The organism is Sphingopyxis sp. (assembly GCF_965279755.1).
Taxonomy (GTDB): domain Bacteria; phylum Pseudomonadota; class Alphaproteobacteria; order Sphingomonadales; family Sphingomonadaceae; genus Sphingopyxis.
Map to the genome: position 1 here is coordinate 2,327,944 of NZ_OZ257261.1, position 19,714 is coordinate 2,347,657.

Below are 19,714 nucleotides of genomic sequence, written 5' to 3' on the forward strand. Positions count from 1 at the left end.
TGCCAAAATGCAACGTCAGCCCTAATTAAAACGGCGTGAGGGGTCACACTACAGTCGGTAAACGCCGATGTGCCGGGGAACCGCTCCTTGCTTTCCGTTATTTATGTGAGTGTTGCCGACCCGTTGGTCCGCGACGCCGACATTGCCGCGATATTGACGTCGGCGCGCCGTAACAATGCGCGCGACGAACTGACCGGCGCGCTCATCTACAATGGCTTCAACTTCATGCAGGCGCTTGAAGGGCCAGACGAAAAGGTCGAAGCCTGCCTTGCGATTATCCGCGCCGACGCGCGGCATAGCGGTATGGTCGAACTTCGTCGCCGGACGATCGAGACCCGAACCTTCGCCGAATGGTCGATGCTCTATGATCCGTCGTTCCAGGGACATGATCATGACCTTTCGCGGCTGGCCGCAAATGGGCATCTCGATCAACAGGACGAGCGGTTGATGGGCAATTTCCTGGCCTTGGGCCGTCGCAGGCCGGCGGCTTGAGGGCGTCCGCCTTGCATTGACGTTTCGATGCGTTAAGCCAAGGACTGTCTTCCTCTTTTCCCGACAAAGGTTTGTTTATCAGCGACGAAACGCCTCAACCGCTCGACGATGCCAGCTTCAAGCAGGAACTGGCGGCCATGTTGCCGCACCTGCGTGCTTTTGGCCGCAGCCTGACCGGCAACGCCGATATGGCTGACGATTTGGTTCAGGAAACGATGCTGAAGGCGTGGAAAGCGCGTGGAAGCTATATTCCCGGCGGGTCGAGCATGAAGAGCTGGGCCTTCGTCATCCTGCGCAACTGCTTCCTGTCGCAGATGCGGCGCAAGAAATTCACCGCCGAATATGACGAACTTGCCGCCGAGCGTCTGCTCGTCGCACCCGACGATCAGACGGACAGCCTGCATCTTGCCGACGTCCAGCGCGCGCTGATGATGTTGCCGGTCGACCAGCGCGAGGCGCTGATCCTGATCGGCGCCGGCCAGCTTTCCTATGAGGAAGGGGCGGAGATCTGCGGCTGTGCGGTGGGCACGATGAAGAGCCGCGTCTCGCGCGCGCGGTCGGCGCTGCACGACATATTGGAAGGCGGCAATATGCCGCTGCGCAGCGAAGACCCGCTCGTGCCGAGCGAGGCCTTTGCCACCATCATGCGCGATGTCGATCATCTGACCGGTGGCGGACCCTCGCCGGATTGAGGAAGGCTATGCCGCCAGCTGAGGAGTAAACAGCAGGCTCTGGCTGACCGCCGCGCGCACCGTATTTTCCCCGAAGGGCTTGGAAATCAGGAAGGTCGGCTCGACGCGGTGGCCGGTCAGCAACCTTTCCGGAAAGGCGGTAATGAAAATCACCGGCACGGGCGCGATCGCCAATATGTCCTGCACGGCGTCGATGCCCGAAGAGCCGTCGGCGAGCTGGATATCGGCGAGAACCAGTCCCGCGTCGCTGTTCTCGAAAGCCGCGACGGCATCCTCGTGCGTGGTGGCGACGCCAGCCACCTCGTGACCCAGGCCGCGCACGATCTGTTCCAGGTCCATGGCGATCAGCGGCTCGTCCTCGATGATCAGCACCGACGTGCGCGCCTCGCGATCGATTTCGCCCACCGCTTCGGCGAGCAGGATTTCGACTGTCTCGTTATCGGCGCCGGTGATTGCGGCCGTCTCTTCGACCGAAAACCCTTCGAGCGCGGTCAGCAACAGCATCTGGCGGCCGAGCGGCGTGATGCGGCGAAGCCGGCGGTTCGCGGCGCGGACCAGCGGATCCTCCTCGTCGTCGCCTTCGCCATCGGAGATGAAAGCGCTTTCCCATATGCGGTGGAAATTGCGGTAGAGATCGATGCGGGTGTCGGGGCCGGTGCGGAATTCGTCGGGTGCTGCAACGATAACTTCGAGCGTCGTGTGGACGAAATTGTCGCCATGCTGTTGGCTGCCGGTCAGCGCGCGCGCATAGCGACGCAGGAACGGCAAATGTCCGCGGATTTCTTCACCCAGGCTCATGCATGATCTCCCTCTTGTAATAGATCATACGCGGCGGCGGCGAAAGCGGTTCCCTTGCTCCATCCGAAAAGCATCGGGGCGGTTTGCAACCGTTGGCGCCGTAAAGCGTAGAGTCAGCCGGGACGCGGTTGGGCCGGCGCGTAAGGGACAGGATTTCATTCACTTACCTTGGGCAACTGCGCCACCATACTTTTACAGGAACCGTTTTTCATGGCAGAGCGCCCCATAGCGGATATCGATGCAAAGGCGTCGGCAGGAAGCGGGGGGCGGAATTTGGTGGACGGTGGGGATTTCGGTCCGGAACAGCGCGAACGCTGGCGGCTCGACACGCTGCGCGAATATCGCATCATGGATACGGGTCCGGAGCCGGCGTTCGACCGGGTGACGAAGCTGGTCGCCGATCTGTTCGAAGTGCCGATCACCCTTGTATCGCTGGTCGGCGATTGCCGTCAGTGGTTCAAGTCCGCGCATGGGCTCGGATCGACCGAGACTCCCCGCGATATCAGCTTTTGCGACCATGTGGTGGTCGGTGAGGAGGCGATGGTCGTCACCGATGCGCGCCTCGATTCCCGCTTCGCCGAAAATCCGTTGGTCACGGGCGACCCGTTCATCCGCTTTTACGCCGGCGTGCCGTTACGCGCTTATAACGGCGCAATCCTGGGGACGCTCTGCATCATCGATCGCGAGCCGCGGCCGACGCTCGGCTTTCGCGAGATGGAGCGGCTCAAGGATTTTGCGACAATCATTATGGCCGAGGCGGATCTTCGCCGGATCGTCGCCGAGCGCGACGAGGCGCGGCGGACGCTGGAGCGCGCGCTCGACTATTCGGGTATCGCCACCTGGCAACTCGACACGCGTATCGACGCGCTGCGCTGGCGCGGCGCCACGGCCGAGTTATGGGGCGCTGACTATGCAACGGCGCTCCAGACGAGCGATGCGGCGTTCGAGCGCATTCATCCCGATGACCGGGCGATGGTGCGCGCCGCACTCGACGAATCGATGGCGAGCGGCACACCTTATGCGATCGAGCATCGCGTGCTGCACCCGGACCGCGGAGTGCGCTGGCTGGGTGTGCGCGGCGACTGGGACGTGCGCGACGATGATGCGGCACTCACCGGCGTCTGCATCGACGTCACCGAACAGAAGAGCCGGCAGGAAAACGCCAATCTGCTGATGCGCGAACTGCATCACCGGATGCGCAACCTGTTCGCGACGGTCAGCGCGATCATCTCGCTGACGCGGCACGCCGCGCGCGATGTCGACGATTATGTCGAGCGGATCAGCAGCCGCCTCGACGCGCTCAACCGCGCGCAGAATGTGCTGCTCGGCGCGAACTTCATGACCGGGTCGATGCACGCGCTGATGCGCGAGGTCGAGGCGGCCTTTCCGCGCATCCGCTGGTCGGGCCCCGACCTGCTGCTTCCCGAAAATGCGCTGGTCGCGATGGCGTTGGTCTTCAACGAGCTTGCGACCAACGCCGCCAAGCATGGCGCGCTCACCGGCGAGAACGGCCTGGTCGAGGTCAGCTGGTCGCAGGATAGCGAAGGCACCGAGCCACGCCTGTTCCGACTCAATTGGGCGGAAAGTGGCGGCGCGACCGGCGTCGTGCCGCCCGCGCGGACGAGTTTCGGGACGCTGCTGATGGAACGCAGCGTGAAGAACAATCTCGGCGGCACGATCGAGCGGCGGTGGGAGCCCGGCGGACTCATTGTCGATATCGCGCTTCCGGCGCGCTGGCGCGAGGCATAAGCGCGACGACTGAACCCAAGATATTTGTTCCTTATATGTTCTCATGCTAGACATGAGACATGTCCGCCAAACCGATTCTCGAAAAGCTGGCCGTGCTGGCCGACGCGGCGAAATATGACGCATCCTGCGCCTCGTCGGGAACGGTGAAGCGCGATTCGACCGGCACCAAGGGGATCGGATCGACCGAGGGCATGGGGATCTGCCACAGCTATGCGCCCGATGGCCGCTGCATATCGCTGCTCAAGATATTGCTGACCAACTTCTGCATCTATGACTGCCGCTTCTGCATCAACCGCGCGTCGAGCAATGTCGAGCGGGCGCGCTTCAGCCCGCAGGAGGTCGTCCGGCTGACGCTCGATTTCTACAAGCGCAATTATATCGAGGGACTGTTTCTTTCGTCGGGAATTATCCGCTCCGAGGATTATACGATGGAACAGCTGGTCGAGGTCGCACGCATCCTGCGCGAGGAGCATCGCTTTGGCGGCTATATCCATCTGAAGACGATCGCCGGCGCCGATCCCGGCCTCATCGCGCTCGCCGGCCTTTATGCCGATCGGCTGTCGACCAATGTCGAACTGCCGACCGAAGAAGGACTGTCGAGTTTCGCGCCCGAGAAAAAGCCCGAGACGATCCGCAAGACGATGGCGTCGGTGCGCGTCGGCGCGGAGGATGCGATCGAGGCGGCGAAGAGCCGGCTGATCGGCAGGGCGATGCCGCCGCGATTTGCGCCCGCCGGCCAGTCGACGCAGATGATCGTCGGTGCCGACGCGGCGCGTGACGACGATATTCTCAAGACCGCGACGAACCTCTATTCGGGCTACCAGCTCCGCCGCGTCTATTATTCGGCGTACAGCCCGATCCCCGACGCGAGCAGCGACCTGCCGCCAGTGCGCCCGCCGCTGATGCGCGAACACCGCCTCTATCAGGCCGACTGGCTCCTCCGTTTCTACGGCTTCGAACGCGCCGAGATCATGGAGGGCGCGAGTGGGGGGATGCTCGACCTGAGCATCGATCCGAAGCTCGCGTGGGCACTGATGCGGCGCGATGCCTTCCCGGTCGACATCAACCGCGCGCCGCGCGAGCTGCTGCTGCGCGTGCCGGGATTGGGGACGAAGGCGGTCGACCGCATCGTCGCGGCGCGGCGGCTGGGCAATTTGCGGCTCGGCGATCTGGCGAAGCTGACCGCGTCGGTGAAGAAGGTCTTGCCCTTCATCGTCACCCCCGATTGGCGGCCGGGAAAGCTCACCGACAGCGCCGATCTGCGCGCCCGTTTCGCGCCGCCCGCCGAGCAGCTGGCGCTCGCGCTGTGAGGGAGGTGGTTCTCGCCGAGCCGGGCGACTTTGCCGAATGGCGGAGCGCCGCGCGAGGATTGCTTGCGAGTGGGGTCGCGCCCGAGGACGTCAGTTGGCGGGGCAGCGCCGAGGGGGCGTCTCTGTTCGGCGACGACGGGACGGCGGCGCCTGCGGGCGCGGTGTCATTGCCGCGCGAATTGCTCGAAATCGCCGAACGCGTGATCTGTCATCGCGACGCCGGGGTTCCGGCGCGGCTCTACCGGATCATCTGGCGCGCGGCGCGCGACCGGCACTTGCTCGCGCGGACGACCGATGCCGAGGTCGACTGGCTGCGGGGGGCTGACAAGGCGATCCGCCGCGATGTGCACAAGATGCACGCCTTCGTTCGCTTCCGCCGTCTTGGTGAAGAGGCCGGGCGCGAAAGTTTCGCCGCATGGTTCGAACCCTCGCACCGCATCCTGCGGCTGACCGCACCCTTTTTTCAGCGCCGCTTCTACGGGATGAACTGGGCGATCATAACCCCCGACGCGCGCGCGATCTGGCAGGACGAAAAGCTGGTCTATGGTCCCGGCGGGACGAAGGGCGAAGTACCCGACAGCGATATCGTCGAGGACCAGTGGCGCGCCTACTATGGCGCGATCTTCAACCCCGCGCGGGTGAAAATCGACGCGATGCGCGCCGAGATGCCGAAGAAATACTGGAAGAACCTGCCCGAGGCACAGGATATTGCGCCGTTGCTCGCGGGCGCGGAGGCGCGGGTGGAACGCATGCGCGAAGCGGCCGTTTCTCTGGCGAACCCTCTGACCGACAAATGGCGGACGCGCGTGCCCGATGCCTTGACCCTTAGTGATGATGTGAAATCGCTCGACGACCTTGCGCGCGCGGTCGATCACTGCACGCGCTGTCCGCTCTATTGCGACGCGACGCAGGGTGTGGTGGGCGAGGGGCCGGCGGCGGCGCGCATCATGGTGGTCGGCGAGCAGCCGGGCGACCAAGAAGATCTGCAAGGGCGGCCGTTCGTCGGCCCCGCGGGACAGGTGTTGAACGAAGCGCTCGAGGAAGCAGGGCTCGATCGGACGCGATTGTTTCTGACCAATGCCGTCAAGCATTTCAAGTTCGAGCCGCGCGGGAAGAGACGGTTGCACCAGAATCCGACGGCAGGCGAAATCGACATATGCCGCTGGTGGCTCGACAAGGAGCGGGCGTTCGTCCAGCCCGATTTGATCGTGACGCTGGGCGCGAGCGCGCTGCGCGGCGTGACGGGCAAGAGCGCAAGTATCAAGTCGATGCGCGGTGCGGTGCATGAACTGGAAGGGGGGAGCAAATTGATCGCGACGATCCACCCGTCCTTCCTGCTCCGGCTGCCCGACCGCGACCGCGCCGCCGAGGAGCGCGCGATGTTTGTCGCCGACCTGATCCGCGCGCGAGAACTCGCCGACTGATGGCGAAGGTGAAGACCTGGATCGAGCCGCACCCGAGCGGCATCTATGTGAAGCCCGCCGACCTGTGGATAGACCCGTCGCGTCCCGTCGAGCGCGCCGCGGTGACGCACGGCCACGCCGACCATGCGCGGAGCGGGCATGGCGCGGTCTTTGCGACCCCGGAGACGCTGGCGATCATGGCGCTGCGCTATGGCGTCGATGCCGAGGCGAGCCATAATCAGGCCTTTCCCTATGGCGACGGCTTCGAGCGCGGCGGGGTGCGTTTCAGCTTCCATCCGGCGGGGCATGTGCTCGGCAGTGCGCAGATCTTGATGGAATATCAGGGCGAGCGGATCGTTGTGACCGGCGATTACAAGCGGCGGCCCGACCCGACCTGCGCGTCGTTCGAGGTGGTGTCGTGCGACATCTTCGTCACAGAGGCGACCTTTGGCCTGCCGGTGTTTCGCCATCCGCCGACAGGCGACGAGATCGCCAAGCTGATCGGCGCGGTGCGCGCCGAGCCCGACCGTTCGGTGCTCGTCGGCGCCTATGCGCTCGGCAAGGCGCAGCGCGTGATCGCCGAATTGCGCGGCGCGGGATGGGACGCGCCGATCTATATCCACGGCGCGCTCGAACGCATGTGCCAGCTCTATGCGGTGCACGGCGTTGACCTCGGCGAATTGCGGCTCGTTTCGGAAACCGACAAGGCCGAGATGGCGGGGCAGATCGTCCTCGCACCGCCGTCGGCGCTGAACGACCGCTGGTCGCGGCGGTTGCCCGATCCCGTCACCGCGATGGCGTCGGGCTGGATGCGCGTGCGCCAGCGCGCGCGGCAGCGGATGGTCGAACTGCCGCTCGTCATCTCGGACCATGCCGATTGGGACGAGCTGACGACGACGATAGAGGAAGTGAATCCGAAGGAGAGCTGGATCACGCACGGCAGCGAGGACGGCCTGCTGCGCTGGTGCGAGCTGACCCAGCGCAAGGCGCGCGCGCTTCATCTCGTCGGCCGCGATCTGGAGGAAGAGGCTTGAAGCGCTTCGCGGCCCTGATCGACCGGCTGATCTACACGCGCTCGCGCAACAGCAAGCTAGCGCTGATCGTCGATTATCTGAGGCATACGCCCGATCCCGATCGCGGCTGGGCGATCGCGGCGCTTACCGAGAGTCTGGACTTTCCGGCGGTGAAAGCGGGGACAGTGCGGACCTTGCTCGCGACACGGGTCGATGAGGAATTGTTCCGGCTGTCGCGGCACTTCGTTGGCGATACGGCCGAGACCGCCGCGCTGCTGTGGCCCGATGCGGGGGGGATGAAGGAAGATCTCACGGTTTCGGCTGCCGTGGATGCACTGTCGGCCGCCAGCCGCAGCGATGCCCCCGCGATCGTCGCGTCGCTGCTCGACCGGCTCGACGCCGACGGTCGCTATGCGCTGCTCAAGCTCGCGCTCGGCGGGATGCGCGTCGGTGTGTCGGCGCGGCTCGCGAAACAGGCGTTCGCGCAGGCGTTCGACGTCCCCGTCGACGATGTCGAGGAGTTGTGGCACGCGATCCTGCCCCCCTATGCGCCGCTGTTTGCGTGGGGCGAGGGACGGGCGGAGCGGCCTGATCTCAAGGATGTCGCCTTCTTCCGCCCGTTCATGCTCGCGCATCCGCTGGAGGAGGAAAGCCTCGACCTTTCCGACTATGCCGCCGAATGGAAATGGGACGGTATCCGCGTCCAGATCGTTCGGGGCGGCAGCGAGACGCGCATCTACAGCCGCGGCGGCGAGGAGATCAGCGGGGCCTTTCCCGAGCTGGTCGCGGCTTTCGATCAGGATGCGGTGATCGACGGCGAGTTGCTCGTGCGCGGCGAGGTGCAGGGGGGTGAGGCGGCGAGCTTCAACGCGCTACAGCAAAGACTCGGGCGGAAGACGGTGTCGAAGAAGATGCTCGCCGACTATCCAGCGTTCGTGCGCGTCTATGACCTGCTGGCAGTCGACGGCAACGACCTGCGCGGGCTGCCGTGGACCGAGCGGCGGCGGCAACTGGAAGCCTTTGTGCCGCGCCTTGCCACCAGTCATTTCGACCTTTCGCAGGTGATTGATGCGGCCGACTTTGACGACCTCGCCGAACGCCGGGCGGGCGCGCGCGATGCCGCGATCGAGGGGGTGATGCTCAAGCGACGCGATGCGCCCTATGTGGCGGGGCGGCGCGCGGGGCTCTGGTATAAATGGAAGCGCGACCCGCTCACCGCCGACTGCGTGATGATGTATGCGCAGCGCGGCAACGGCCGCCGTGCTAGCTTCTATTCGGACTATACCTTCGGATGCTGGTCCGACGCGGGCGAACTGCTGCCCGTGGGGAAAGCCTATTCGGGTTTCACCGACGAGGAATTGAAGTGGCTCGACAAGTTCGTGCGCGACAACACCCTCAATCGCTTCGGCCCGGTGCGCGAGGTCGAAAAGTCGCTCGTGCTCGAAGTCGCGTTCGATTCGATCCATGCGTCGAAACGCCACAAGTCGGGCCTCGCCATGCGCTTCCCCCGTATTGCGCGCATCCGCCGCGACAAGCCGGCCGAGGAGGCCGACCGGATTGTAACACTGCAAGCGATGGTGACCTGAAAAATAACGGCGAAAATTGCCGTCACGGGGTTGCAACCCATGCGCGCGATACCGAGTTAAAGGCCGCAAAGACCCCAAAATAAAAAGGAGACTGCCATGACCATCGCTTTCCCGCCCCTGCCTTACGCCCAGGATGCGCTGGTGCCGCATATTTCGGCCGACACGCTGGCGACGCACCATGGCAAGCATCATAAGACCTATGTCGACAAGGTCAACGCCGCGATCGAGGGCACCGACCTTGCGAGCAAGACGCTCGAGGAAATCATCCACCACGCCGAGGGTTCGGGCAACAAGGGTCTGTTCAACAACAGCGCCCAGTCGTGGAACCACGCCTTCTACTGGAACAGCCTGAGCCCGACGAAGACGGCGCCCGCCGGCGACCTCGCCGCCGCGATTGATCGCGATTTCGGCTCGCTCGACGATCTAAAGAAGAAGCTCAAGGAAACCGCGATCAACCATTTCGCGTCGGGCTGGGCCTGGCTGGTCTCGCGCGACGGCACGCTGTCGGTCACCGACACGCATGATGCCGGCACCGAGCTCACCGCCGGCATCAAGCCGCTGCTCGTGATCGACGTGTGGGAACATGCCTATTACATCGACCGCAAGAATGTCCGCCCCGACTATGTCAACGCGGCGGTCGACGAACTGCTGAATTGGGACTTCGCCGCCGAGAATTTTGCGCGCGAAACGACCTGGACCTATCCGGCGTAAGTTTCGAATAGCCGTCATCCCGGCCTTCGCCGGGATGACGGCTATGCCGTAACGAAATTTGGCCCGCGCGGGCCTATCGGGATCGTCCGCCTTCTCCTATAGGGCCGCCATGACGATCAGCCTGTTCGAACTTTTCAAAATCGGTGTCGGTCCTTCGAGCTCGCATACGGTCGGGCCGATGGTTGCCGCACGGCGCTTTACCGTGTGGCTCGACGAGGCGGGGCTGCTGACGAAGACCGCGCATGTCGAGGCCGACCTTTATGGCTCGCTCGCGCTGACCGGAAAGGGTCACGCCGCCGACACCGCCATCGTCGCGGGCCTTGCCGGCGAAATCCCCGCCTCGACCAGTCTTGCCGCGATCAAGGCGCATTGGGACCGGGCGGAAAGCGAAGGCTTCCTCTACCTCCTCGGTCGCCAGCGCGTGCGATTTCAGCCCAAGCGCGACCTGCATTTCCAGATGCGCCAGCGCCAGCCGTTCCACAGCAATGCGCTAAGCTTCACCGCGCGCGACGGCGAGGGCGAGATCCTCGCGAAACGCATGTATTTCTCGATCGGCGGCGGCTTCGTCGTCGACGAGGACGAGGCGGGCCGCAACAGCCGCGGCGCCGAGGATGAAGTCGAACTGCCCTACCCCTTCACCTCGGGCGCCGACCTGATGGCGATGGGCAAGGCGTCGGGCCTCAGCTTTGCCGAAATGATGTTCGCCAACGAAGTGCGTCACCGCCCCCCGAACGAGGTGACGGCGGGTATCGATGCGATCGCCGAGGCGATGGATGCCTCGATCGATGCCGGCTGTTCGAGCACGGGCATTCTGCCCGGCGGGCTCAAGGTCAAGCGCCGCGCGCCGCAGATCGCCGACGACATCCGCAGCCGCCACGAAACCAATCTGATCGACCCGCTCGCGATGATGGACTGGATCAACCTGTGGGCGATGGCGGTGAACGAGGAAAATGCCGCGGGTGGCAAGGTCGTCACTGCGCCGACCAACGGCGCGGCGGGGATCATCCCTGCGGTGATCCGCTTCTACCGCCGCGGCTATCGCGGCGATGCAGCGGGTGTGCGCACCTTCCTGCTCGCCGCGGGCGCGGTCGGCGCGCTGTACAAACGCAACGCCAGCATCTCGGGCGCCGAGGTCGGCTGTCAGGGTGAGGTCGGCGTCGCCTGCTCGATGGCGGCGGCGGGGCTGACCGCCGCGCTCGGCGGCACCAATGCGCAGGTCGAAAATGCCGCCGAGATCGGCATGGAGCATAACCTCGGCCTCACTTGTGATCCTATTGGAGGGCTGGTCCAGATCCCGTGCATCGAGCGCAACGCGATGGGCGCGATCAAGGCGATCGACGCCAGCCGCATCGCGATGATCGGCGACGGCACGCATGTCGTCAGCCTCGACACCGTGATCGCGACGATGCTGCAAACCGGCCGCGACATGCGCGACAAATATAAGGAAACGTCGAAGGGCGGACTGGCGGTTAGTGTGGTGGAGTGTTGAACTCGCCAAAGTAGATAGGGAGAACTCTGTGCGCCTGCCTTTCAGAAACTATCTGTCAACACCCCTCACGATTTTCATCGAACCTGTATGCGATCAATATGATGTTCCGGCGGGTGGCGAAGCCGTCGTGACGCTAGAAGATGGCCATCCGCATTCGATCGATGTCCATCCGGATAATTGGGTGTCGATCTGGAACGAGGGTCCGGAGTTCGCGACGGTTGAACTCTTCGATGAGCATCAATTCTCGTTTCTAGGGAAAAACAAGGACTAGAGGCGGGTCTGTAGTCTGGCTCAAATTCGTTGCAACGCCCCCGGCAATTCCTCGCGCAATTTGTCGATCAGCAACCGCACCTTCGGCAGCAAATGGCGGCGCTGCGGATAGACCGCCCAGATCGGTTCCTCCTGCGGGCGGAGCGGGTCGAGGAGCGAGACGAGGGCGCCGCTCTGCAAATGGGGCATCACATAGAAATCGGGAAGCTGGCAGACGCCATGGCCTGCGAGCGCGGCTTCGGTGACCGCGGTGCCGCTGTTGCAGCGCCAGCGGCCGGCGGGGCGGTGGGTGATTTTCTTGCCCTGGGCGCGGAAATGCCAGGCGGGGGCGGTGCCGAGCAGGCATTCGTGACGCGCGAGGTCGTTGATCGACGCAGGGGTTCCGGCGCGTGCGAGATAGGCGGGCGCGGCGCAGAGATAGAGGCTGCGCGAGGCGATACGCGTCACGACCAGCCCCGAGTCCGGCAGCGTGCCGGTGCGGATCGCGAGGTCGAAGCCCTCGGCGAGCAGATCGACGACGCGGTTGGTGAGTTCGAGCGTCACCGTCACGTCGGGAAAGGCGAAGGCATAGTCGCGGGCGATCTGTGCGACGAAGCGCTCGCCCATCGCGATCGAGCAGGTCATCCGCACCTCGCCGCGCGGCGCGCCGTCGTCGCTGACCGCTGACAGCGCATCGTTGCGCGCCGCGATGAGGTTGCGGAACTGCTCGATCAGGGTGCGGCCCGCCGGGGTCGGGACGACGCGGCGTGTGGTGCGCACGAAGATCTGCGCGCCGATGCGATTCTCGAGGCGGATCACCGCGCGGCTGATGTGCGAGGTCGAGGTGCCGAGCCGCGCCGCCGCCGCGACGAAGCTGCCCGCGTCGGAGATTGCGACGACCTCCTCGATGCCGTCCCAGCTCATTATCCCTCCAATGCAACAATATATTGCCGATTGGCCCCTTTATCGTGCTTTGGATCGGTGTACAGCGGGCGCAATCATTTTCCGTGAGGAGTACCCCATGAAGACCCGCGCCGCCGTTGCGTTCGAAGCGAAGAAGCCGCTCGAAATCGTCGAACTCGACCTTGAGGGCCCGAAGGCGGGTGAGGTGCTGGTCGAGATCATGGCGACGGGCATCTGCCACACCGACGCCTATACGCTCGACGGTTTCGACAGCGAGGGCATCTTCCCGAGCGTGCTGGGGCATGAAGGTGCAGGGATCGTGCGCGAGGTCGGCGCGGGCGTGACGAGCGTCGTTCCCGGCGACCATGTGATCCCGCTCTACACCCCCGAATGCCGCCAGTGCAAAAGCTGCCTGTCGGGCAAGACCAACCTCTGCACCGCGATCCGCGCCACGCAGGGCAAGGGGCTGATGCCCGACGGCACGACGCGGTTCAGCTACAAGGGCCAGCCGATCTTCCATTATATGGGCTGCTCGACCTTCTCGAACTTCACCGTGCTGCCCGAGATCGCGGTCGCGAAAATCCGCGAGGACGCGCCCTTCCAGTCGAGCTGCTACATCGGGTGCGGCGTCACCACCGGCGTCGGCGCGGTGATCAACACCGCGAAGGTACAGGTCGGCGACAATGTCGTCGTCTTCGGGCTCGGCGGCATCGGGCTCAACGTAATCCAGGGCGCGCGGCTGGCCGGCGCGAACCAGATCATCGGCGTCGACATCAATCCCGACCGCGAGGAATGGGGCCGCAAGTTCGGGATGACCGACTTCCTCAATTCGAAGGGCATGAGCCGCGAGGATGTCGTCGCGGCGATCGTCGCGATGACCGACGGCGGCGCCGACTATACCTTCGACGCGACCGGCAACACCGAAGTGATGCGCATGGCGCTCGAAGCCTGCCACCGCGGCTGGGGCACCTCGATCATCATCGGCGTCGCCGAGGCGGGCAAGGAAATCGCGACGCGTCCGTTCCAGCTGGTCACCGGGCGCAACTGGCGCGGCACCGCCTTCGGCGGCGCCAAGGGCCGCACCGACGTGCCGAAGATCGTCGACATGTACATGACGGGCAAGATCGAGATCGACCCGATGATCACCCATGTCATGGGGCTGGAAGAGATCAACAAGGGGTTCGACCTGATGCACGCGGGCGAGAGCATCCGCAGCGTCGTGGTTTACTGAGCCATCTAACTTTCTTCTCGCCCGCGCTTGTCGAAGCGTCGTTCTTCCGCCATGCGGCAGCGCGGAAGACGGGTGAGGGAGGGAAGATGTGAGTGGACCCTATGTCCTGACGTTCAGCTGCATCGACGCGGTGGGCATCGTGGCCGCCGTGACCGGGCTGCTCGCGGATCGCGACGGCTTCATACTCGACAGCCAGCAATATGCCGACCTCGATTCGGGGCGCTTCTTCATGCGCGTCGAGTTTCGCGGCGCCGGCCCGCGCTTTCCTGATGGATTAGCCGGGGTCGAAGAAGCCTTCGCACCGATCGTCACCCGCTTTGCGATGGACGCGCGGATAAGTGACCGCGCCGCGAAGCCGCGCTTCGTCATCGCGGTGTCGCAGGGCAGCCATTGCCTCAACGACCTGCTCCATCGCTGGTCGACGGGCAATCTCGCGATCGACATCGTCGGCGTGGTGTCGAACCATGAAGCGCAGCGGCGGCTGAGCGAATGGCATGGTGTGCCCTTCCACTATCTGCCGGTCAGCGACGCGAACCGCGCCGAGCAGGAGCAGGCGATCCTCGACGTGATGGCGCGCGGCGGGGCCGAATATCTGGTGCTCGCGCGGTACATGCAGGTGCTGTCGCAGGATCTGTCGGCGAAGCTTTCGGGGCGCTGCATCAACATCCATCACAGCTTCCTGCCGGGTTTCAAGGGCGCCAAGCCCTATCACCGCGCACAGGAGCGCGGGGTCAAGCTGATCGGCGCGACCGCGCATTTCGTGACGAGCGACCTCGACGAGGGGCCGATCATCGAACAGGCGGTCGAGCGCGTCGATCACCGCGACAGCGTCGACGAGCTGATCCGCATCGGCCGCGATACCGAAGCGCAGGTGCTGGCGCGCGCGGTGCGCTGGGTGGCCGAACAGCGGGTGCTGATCGACGGGCGCAAGACGGTGGTCTTCCGCTAGGGGCGGTTCGTCATTTTCGGTGAACGCGAAGCATCATCGTGGCTGGCCCTGACCGGGCGGCCAGTATAGGTATCGATCCGCAACCAAAATCAGGAGGAGCAAAGGCGTGTACAGTCACAATATGGTGGGGGCGAACGACCTCGACGCGGCCAAGAAATTCTATGATGCGACTTTTCAGGCGATCGGCGGCAAGCCGGGAATTCAGGATGACAAGGGACGCCTCATCTATATGCACAATGGCGGCCTGTTTCTCGTCGGCAAGCCTATCGACGGAGAGGCCGCAACCGTCGGGAACGGCTGCACGATCGGTTTTGCGATGGAAGGCCCCGAACAGGCGAAGGCCTGGCACGACGCCGGCGTCGCCAATGGCGGCACCTCGATCGAAGATCCGCCGGGCGTGCGCGAAGGCGGCTTCGGCCAGCTCTATCTCGCCTATCTGCGCGATCCGTCGGGCAACAAGCTCTGCGCGCTGCATCGCGTCGTCTGAGGATCGGTGATGCGCGGCGAAGCGGGATTGCTGGACGACTTGAGCGCGCTTGCGATCCCCTTCGCCGCTTACGAGCATGTCGCGGTGTTCACTGTTGCGGAGAGCGACGAGGTGAACGCCGCGATACCCGGCGCGCATACCAAGAATCTGTTTCTCAAGGATAATGGTGGCGCCTTCTGGCTCGTCACCCTGCCGGGTGAGGCGCGCGTCGATCTGAAAGCCTTGCCCGCCGCCATCGGCAGCAAGCGCGTGAGCTTCGGCAAGGCCGAAGACATGGACCGCCTGCTCGGCATCAAGCCGGGCTCGGTCACGCCGCTCGCGGCGATCAATGCCGCGCCGGGCAGTATCACCGTGGCGCTCGACGAAGGGCTCGCCGCCGCCGATACCGTCAACGTCCATCCGTTGCGCAATACCGGCACGCTCGGGCTGTCGGGTGCGGCGATCCTCGGCCTGTTGCGTCATTGGGGCCACGTACCGCTCGTCGCAGCGATTCCGGTTCAGGCCGTCTAGCGCGCGCCGAACAGTCCGGGGTTTTTGAACCCCTTCGCCAGATGGTCGATCCATGCGCGGACGAGCGGCGGCAGGCCGGTGCGGGTGGTGAAGACGAGGTGGACGATGCCGTCCTCGCTCCGCCATTCGGGTAGCACATGGACCAGCGCGCCCGATCGCAATTCCGCAGCGCAGGCGTGATCGGGCAGCATCGCGACACCGAGGCCAGCGAGCGCGGCGGTGCGGATCGCGATGAAATCGCCGCAGCTGAGGCGAGGGGTATGGCGGACATTCTCGACCGCGCCCCCGGGCCCCTCTAGCCGCCAGATCACTTCGCCGTCGTCGCCCGATGAACTGAGCGTCGGCACCTCGCCCAGCACCTCGATCCCACGCCCCGCGATCCGGTTCGCGAGCGAAGGGCTGGCGATCAGGATGCGGCGGCTGTGTGCCAGCGTGCGCATGGTGAGCGCGGCGTCGCTGTCGAGCCTGACGCGAACGCGGAGCGCGACGTCGATGCGTTCGGCGATGATGTCGACCGGCCGGTCGGCTGCGACGATCTGGACATGGCCCTTGGGGTAGAGGGCAAGAAAGTCGGGCAGCATGTCGGCGACGATCGACACGAGCCCCGTCGGGCAGGACATGCGGACGGTGCCCCTCGGTTCGCTGAGGCTCGCCTCGACCAGTGCTTCGGCGCGCTCGGCGGCGGCGACGGCGAGCTGCGCCTGAGCGTGGAAGGCGCGGCCGATGTCGGTGACGCGGAAGCGCCGCGACGAGCGTTCGATCAGGCGCGCGCCCAGCCGCTCCTCGAGGGCGGCGATGCGGCGGCTGAGTTTCGATTTCGGCAGGCGGAGCGCGCGGCCCGCGGGGGCGAAGCCGCCATTCGTGACCACCGCGTCGAAATAGCGCAGATCGTTGAGGTCCTGCATATGATCGTTCTATTGATAGAACGATAAGTGTCAATATCGGCGACTACAGTCCGGATCGTTGCGGATTTATCTCTTTCTCATCGGACGGCGAACGGATCGCCGCCCACGAAAAGGAGAATGACCATGACTTATGATCTCAAGGGCAAGGTGGCCGTCGTCACCGGTGGCAACAGCGGTATCGGCCTCGGCATCGCGCAGGAACTCGCCGAGCAGGGCGCGAAGGTCTTCGTGACCGGCCGCCGCCAGGAAGAACTCGACGCCGCCGTGAAGGCGATCGGCCATGGCGCCGTCGGTGTTCAGGGCGACGTCACCAGCTTCGCCGACCTCGACCGCCTCTATGACGTCGTCCAGCAGCATGGCGCGCCGATCGACATCCTCGTCGCCAACGCGGGCGGCGGCAGCTTCGCCCCGCTCGGCGCGATCAACGAAGAGGATTTCGACAAGACTTTCGGCCTGAATGTGAAGGCGACCTTGTTCACGGTGCAAAAGGCGTTGCCGCTGCTGCGCGATGGCGCGTCGGTGATCCTGACCGGCTCGACCAGTTCGACCCGCGCATTGCCCGCATTCAGCGTCTATAGCGCGACCAAGGCCGCCATCCGCAACTTTGCACGCGGCTGGATTCTCGATCTCAAGGACCGCAAGATCAGGGTCAATGTTCTCGCCCCCGGCGGCACGCGCACGCCGGGTCTGCACGGGGTCGCGGGTGGCGATGCCGGCTGGGACGAATTCGAGGCGGGTCTCGCCGCCGGCGTGCCGCTCGGTCGTCTGGCCGAACCGCGCGAAATGGGCAAGGTCGCTGCGTTCCTGGCTTCGGATGCCGCGAGCTATGTGAATGGCGTCGAACTCTTCGTCGACGGCGGCTTCGCCCAGATCTGATCGGCGCAAAATTTCGTCCGGCCCCGTCGTCCGCAAGGACGGCGGGGTTGCGCCGTTCGCTTGCGCGCGGCACAAGCTTGGCATGCCCATCGAAACTCTCTCCACGGTTCGCAGCCATGGCGGCACGCAGGGCGTGTACAAGCATGCGAGCACCGTCACCGGCACCGACATGACCTTCGCGGTCTTCGTCCCCGATCATGCGCATGGCGCGAAGCTGCCGGTGCTCTGGTATCTGTCGGGGCTGACCTGCACCCACGCCAATGTGATGGAGAAGGGCGAATACCGCGCCGCCTGCGCCGAGCATGGGGTGATCTTCATCGCCCCCGACACCAGCCCGCGCGGTGAAGGCGTTCCCGACGATGCCGAGGCGGCCTATGATTTCGGGCTTGGCGCGGGCTTCTATGTCGACGCGACCGAGGAACCTTGGGCGAAGAATTACCGGATGCGGTCCTATATCGAGGACGAGCTGCCCTCGCTGGTGTTGCGCAATTTTGCGAGTGCCGACCTGACGCGGCAGGCAATCACCGGCCATTCGATGGGCGGGCATGGCGCGCTGACGATCGGCCTGCGCAATCAGGATCGCTTCCGGTCGGTTTCTGCCTTCTCGCCGATCGTGGCGCCGTCGCAGTGCCCTTGGGGCGAGAAGGCGCTGACGGGCTATCTCGGCGACGAGCGCGAGGACTGGCATGCCTATGACGCGTGTGCGTTGCTCGATCAGGGGCTACGCGTCCCCGACCTGCTCGTCGATCAGGGTGACGCCGACAATTTCCTTGTCGAACAGCTCAAGACCGAATTGCTGGTCGAGGCGTGCGAACGGAACGCGCAGAAGGCCGAAATTCGCATGCAGCCGGGATATGACCACAGCTATTATTTCATCTCGACCTTCATGGCCGAACATGTCGCGTGGCATGCGGAGCGGTTGAAGGCGTAGCGATGGTAGAGATCGAAGCGATCCGAGTCTTGTTGTGGGATGAGTGGGATCCGATCGGCGTCAACGAGACGTCCTGCTTGATCAACGAGTATGACGCTTATGCCGGCGAGATACAGACCATGATCCAGCGGGACGCCGATGCTGAAGAGATAGCTCGGCATCTTTCCCGGATCGTTAACGAAAATATGGGTCTAGACGCGGACCACGGGCGCGCTCTGGCTGTCGCAAGGAAGCTCGTCGCGCTTCGGTCCTAGATCTTCCGATTACGAGAGATTCTCCGGAATCAACAGGCTCGACCCCGTCGTGCGTCCGGCTTCCAGATCGGCGTGCGCGCGCGCGGCATCCTGCAGCGAGTAGCGCTGGCCGACGGTGATCTTCACCGCGCCGCTTTCGATCATTTCGAACACGCGCGCGGCGCCCGCAGCGCGTTCGCCGGCGTGGAGATAATAGTCGAACAGTGTCGGGCGGCTCACGAACTGCGAGCCGTGCTGCGCGAGGATGCCGAGGTGGACGCCGGTCACCGGCCCGCCGGCATTGCCATAGCTGACGATCAGGCCGCGCCGCGCTGTGGCTTTCAGCGATGTGGTCCATGTCGCCATGCCGATGCCGTCGAAGGTGACCGGCACGCCCTGACCGTCGGTAATTTCGCGGACATGCGCGGCGACATCGTCACTCTTGTAGCGGATGATATGGTCGGCGCCGGCCTCGCGCGCAGCATGTTCCTTGGCTTCGGTACTGACGGTGCCGATGACGGTGGCGCCGATCGCCTTCAGCCATTGGACAAGGATCAGTCCAACCCCGCCGGCTGCGGCGTGAACGAGCACGGGCCATCCCGCCTCGACCTTGGCGCAGCGCTCGACGAGCGCCTCGACGGTGCAGGCCTTGAGCAGCGCCGCCGCCGCCGTGTCGTCGTCGATCGAGGCGGGAAGCTTGAACAGCGACGCGGCGGGAACGATCCGCGCCGAGGCATAGGCGTTGCGCTGCGGCCCGAAGGTCGCGACGCGGTCGCCGGGCTTCAGGCCGTGGACATCGGCGCCGACTGCGACAACTTCGCCCGCCGCCTCGACGCCGAGCCCGCCGGGGAGCTCGACGGGATAGGTGCCGTCGCGGTGATAGGTGTCGATATAGTTGAGCCCGACCGCGGTCTGACGCACGAGCACCTGACCGGGCCCCGGATCGCCGAGCGTGACCTCGCGCCAGTCGATGACCTCGGGTCCGCCCTGGCTTTCGATAAAGGCTTCGATCGCTTTCATGCGCCGCTCTCCTGCTGCCCGGTCCATCTGGTGGGCCGGACAGAAGAGCGCAAGAGCGGAGCGCCCATTTCGCGCGTCATTGCGAGGAGCCCCAGACTTGATCCGGGGCGACGCGGCAATCTCCCGTTGTCGGCCATGTGCAAGGTCGATGGCTGGAGATTGCTTCCCCCGGCTTCC

At 64.8% G+C, this 19,714-nt stretch carries 21 protein-coding genes; 17 read left to right on the forward strand and 4 right to left on the reverse strand.

All coding sequences use genetic code 11. The annotated features are described in order from the left end of the window. The first annotated feature begins 87 nt into the window (after window positions 1-87). Both ACQY80_RS11480 and ACQY80_RS11485 read left to right on the forward strand, forming a co-directional pair. Entirely contained in the window at window positions 88-492 is a 405-nt protein-coding gene (locus ACQY80_RS11480) for a BLUF domain-containing protein (protein ID WP_428679530.1), read from the forward strand. Between the two features lie 71 nt (window positions 493-563). Continuing rightward, entirely contained in the window at window positions 564-1,184 is a 621-nt protein-coding gene (locus ACQY80_RS11485; protein WP_428679532.1) for a sigma-70 family RNA polymerase sigma factor, read from the forward strand. A gap of 6 nt (window positions 1,185-1,190) precedes the next feature. Here the strand turns inward: ACQY80_RS11485 and ACQY80_RS11490 are convergent, their stop codons facing one another. Beyond that, complete coding sequence (locus ACQY80_RS11490) at window positions 1,191-1,982, reverse strand: response regulator (protein WP_428679534.1); 792 nt, start codon at window positions 1,980-1,982, stop codon at window positions 1,191-1,193. Between the two features lie 276 nt (window positions 1,983-2,258). Here ACQY80_RS11490 and ACQY80_RS11495 point away from each other — a divergent pair, with 276 nt between their 5' ends. The 8 genes from ACQY80_RS11495 to ACQY80_RS11530 all read left to right on the forward strand — a co-directional run bounded on the left by ACQY80_RS11495 (window position 2,259) and on the right by ACQY80_RS11530 (window position 11,514). After that, complete coding sequence (locus ACQY80_RS11495; RefSeq protein WP_428685844.1) at window positions 2,259-3,731, forward strand: HWE histidine kinase domain-containing protein; 1,473 nt, start codon at window positions 2,259-2,261, stop codon at window positions 3,729-3,731. A 59-nt stretch (window positions 3,732-3,790) separates the two neighbouring features. Next, window positions 3,791-5,041, forward strand: a complete 1,251-nt coding sequence (locus ACQY80_RS11500) for a putative DNA modification/repair radical SAM protein (protein WP_428679537.1) — start codon at window positions 3,791-3,793, stop codon at window positions 5,039-5,041. Further along, window positions 5,038-6,465: a UdgX family uracil-DNA binding protein gene (locus ACQY80_RS11505; protein ID WP_428679539.1), complete on the forward strand. Its 1,428-nt coding sequence runs from the start codon at window positions 5,038-5,040 to the stop codon at window positions 6,463-6,465. Before ACQY80_RS11500 ends, ACQY80_RS11505 begins: the two co-directional genes overlap by 4 nt. Continuing rightward, entirely contained in the window at window positions 6,465-7,478 is a 1,014-nt protein-coding gene (locus ACQY80_RS11510; RefSeq protein ID WP_428679541.1) for a ligase-associated DNA damage response exonuclease, read from the forward strand. The genes ACQY80_RS11505 and ACQY80_RS11510 overlap by 1 nt, the downstream gene beginning before the upstream one ends. Continuing rightward, the gene (locus ACQY80_RS11515; protein WP_428679544.1) at window positions 7,475-9,043 is read left to right on the forward strand and encodes a cisplatin damage response ATP-dependent DNA ligase; all 1,569 of its coding nucleotides are present in this window, start codon (window positions 7,475-7,477) and stop codon (window positions 9,041-9,043) included. The genes ACQY80_RS11510 and ACQY80_RS11515 overlap by 4 nt, the downstream gene beginning before the upstream one ends. Before the next feature lie 96 nt (window positions 9,044-9,139). Further along, window positions 9,140-9,754, forward strand: coding sequence for a superoxide dismutase (locus ACQY80_RS11520; protein ID WP_428679546.1), 615 nt, complete (start codon window positions 9,140-9,142; stop codon window positions 9,752-9,754). A 109-nt stretch (window positions 9,755-9,863) separates the two neighbouring features. Next, entirely contained in the window at window positions 9,864-11,243 is a 1,380-nt protein-coding gene (locus ACQY80_RS11525) for an L-serine ammonia-lyase (RefSeq protein WP_428679548.1), read from the forward strand. Window positions 11,244-11,271: 28 nt separating this feature from the next. Further along, window positions 11,272-11,514 (forward strand): hypothetical protein, encoded by a 243-nt coding sequence (locus tag ACQY80_RS11530; RefSeq protein ID WP_428679550.1) that lies wholly within the window; start codon window positions 11,272-11,274, stop codon window positions 11,512-11,514. Between the two features lie 20 nt (window positions 11,515-11,534). Here ACQY80_RS11530 and ACQY80_RS11535 read toward each other — a convergent pair whose 3' ends face one another. Next, window positions 11,535-12,416 (reverse strand): LysR family transcriptional regulator, encoded by an 882-nt coding sequence (locus tag ACQY80_RS11535; RefSeq protein WP_428679552.1) that lies wholly within the window; start codon window positions 12,414-12,416, stop codon window positions 11,535-11,537. Window positions 12,417-12,513: 97 nt separating this feature from the next. On the opposite strand from ACQY80_RS11535, the gene ACQY80_RS11540 reads away from it, so the two are divergent. From ACQY80_RS11540 to ACQY80_RS11555, 4 genes are all read left to right on the forward strand, one after another. Then, on the forward strand, window positions 12,514-13,626 hold the full coding sequence (locus ACQY80_RS11540) for an S-(hydroxymethyl)glutathione dehydrogenase/class III alcohol dehydrogenase (protein ID WP_428679555.1): 1,113 nt from the start codon (window positions 12,514-12,516) through the stop codon (window positions 13,624-13,626). A gap of 88 nt (window positions 13,627-13,714) precedes the next feature. After that, window positions 13,715-14,575 carry a formyltetrahydrofolate deformylase gene (gene purU / locus ACQY80_RS11545; RefSeq protein ID WP_428679557.1) on the forward strand — a complete coding sequence of 287 codons (861 nt, stop codon included), beginning with the start codon at window positions 13,715-13,717 and terminating at the stop codon, window positions 14,573-14,575. A 106-nt stretch (window positions 14,576-14,681) separates the two neighbouring features. Further along, window positions 14,682-15,062, forward strand: a complete 381-nt coding sequence (locus ACQY80_RS11550) for a VOC family protein (RefSeq protein WP_428679560.1) — start codon at window positions 14,682-14,684, stop codon at window positions 15,060-15,062. A gap of 9 nt (window positions 15,063-15,071) precedes the next feature. Then, on the forward strand, window positions 15,072-15,572 hold the full coding sequence (locus tag ACQY80_RS11555; RefSeq protein ID WP_428679563.1) for a prolyl-tRNA synthetase associated domain-containing protein: 501 nt from the start codon (window positions 15,072-15,074) through the stop codon (window positions 15,570-15,572). On the opposite strand, the gene ACQY80_RS11560 is transcribed toward ACQY80_RS11555, so the two are convergent. Beyond that, entirely contained in the window at window positions 15,569-16,477 is a 909-nt protein-coding gene (locus ACQY80_RS11560; RefSeq protein ID WP_428679566.1) for a LysR family transcriptional regulator, read from the reverse strand. The genes ACQY80_RS11555 and ACQY80_RS11560 overlap by 4 nt on opposite strands. Window positions 16,478-16,600: 123 nt before the next feature. On the opposite strand from ACQY80_RS11560, the gene ACQY80_RS11565 reads away from it, so the two are divergent. The 3 genes from ACQY80_RS11565 (at window position 16,601) to ACQY80_RS11575 (ending at window position 18,538) form a co-directional block, all read left to right on the forward strand. Further along, the gene (locus ACQY80_RS11565) at window positions 16,601-17,353 is read left to right on the forward strand and encodes an SDR family NAD(P)-dependent oxidoreductase (RefSeq protein WP_428679568.1); all 753 of its coding nucleotides are present in this window, start codon (window positions 16,601-16,603) and stop codon (window positions 17,351-17,353) included. An 82-nt stretch (window positions 17,354-17,435) separates the two neighbouring features. Then, window positions 17,436-18,284 (forward strand): S-formylglutathione hydrolase, encoded by an 849-nt coding sequence (gene fghA / locus ACQY80_RS11570; protein ID WP_428679571.1) that lies wholly within the window; start codon window positions 17,436-17,438, stop codon window positions 18,282-18,284. 2 nt (window positions 18,285-18,286) lie between these two features. Then, window positions 18,287-18,538 carry a hypothetical protein gene (locus ACQY80_RS11575; RefSeq protein ID WP_428679574.1) on the forward strand — a complete coding sequence of 84 codons (252 nt, stop codon included), beginning with the start codon at window positions 18,287-18,289 and terminating at the stop codon, window positions 18,536-18,538. A gap of 9 nt (window positions 18,539-18,547) precedes the next feature. Here the strand turns inward: ACQY80_RS11575 and ACQY80_RS11580 are convergent, their stop codons facing one another. Next, on the reverse strand, window positions 18,548-19,537 hold the full coding sequence (locus tag ACQY80_RS11580) for a quinone oxidoreductase family protein (protein WP_428679577.1): 990 nt from the start codon (window positions 19,535-19,537) through the stop codon (window positions 18,548-18,550). Window positions 19,538-19,714 lie beyond the last annotated feature (177 nt).

Bases quoted from the DNA above. Each gene is read 5' to 3' on its own strand.
- ACQY80_RS11490 (WP_428679534.1), bottom strand. From the start codon at position 1,982: ATGAGCCTGGGTGAAGAAATCCGCGGACATTTGCCGTTCCTGCGTCGC.
- ACQY80_RS11565 (WP_428679568.1), top strand. From the start codon at position 16,601: ATGACTTATGATCTCAAGGGCAAGGTGGCCGTCGTCACCGGTGGCAAC.
- ACQY80_RS11575 (WP_428679574.1), top strand. From the start codon at position 18,287: ATGGTAGAGATCGAAGCGATCCGAGTCTTGTTGTGGGATGAGTGGGAT.
- ACQY80_RS11555 (WP_428679563.1), top strand. From the start codon at position 15,072: ATGCGCGGCGAAGCGGGATTGCTGGACGACTTGAGCGCGCTTGCGATC.
- ACQY80_RS11535 (WP_428679552.1), bottom strand. From the start codon at position 12,416: ATGAGCTGGGACGGCATCGAGGAGGTCGTCGCAATCTCCGACGCGGGC.
- ACQY80_RS11580 (WP_428679577.1), bottom strand. From the start codon at position 19,537: ATGAAAGCGATCGAAGCCTTTATCGAAAGCCAGGGCGGACCCGAGGTC.
- ACQY80_RS11500 (WP_428679537.1), top strand. From the start codon at position 3,791: ATGTCCGCCAAACCGATTCTCGAAAAGCTGGCCGTGCTGGCCGACGCG.
- ACQY80_RS11560 (WP_428679566.1), bottom strand. From the start codon at position 16,477: ATGCAGGACCTCAACGATCTGCGCTATTTCGACGCGGTGGTCACGAAT.
- ACQY80_RS11510 (WP_428679541.1), top strand. From the start codon at position 6,465: ATGGCGAAGGTGAAGACCTGGATCGAGCCGCACCCGAGCGGCATCTAT.
- ACQY80_RS11520 (WP_428679546.1), top strand. From the start codon at position 9,140: ATGACCATCGCTTTCCCGCCCCTGCCTTACGCCCAGGATGCGCTGGTG.
- ACQY80_RS11540 (WP_428679555.1), top strand. From the start codon at position 12,514: ATGAAGACCCGCGCCGCCGTTGCGTTCGAAGCGAAGAAGCCGCTCGAA.
- fghA (WP_428679571.1), top strand. From the start codon at position 17,436: ATGCCCATCGAAACTCTCTCCACGGTTCGCAGCCATGGCGGCACGCAG.
- ACQY80_RS11525 (WP_428679548.1), top strand. From the start codon at position 9,864: ATGACGATCAGCCTGTTCGAACTTTTCAAAATCGGTGTCGGTCCTTCG.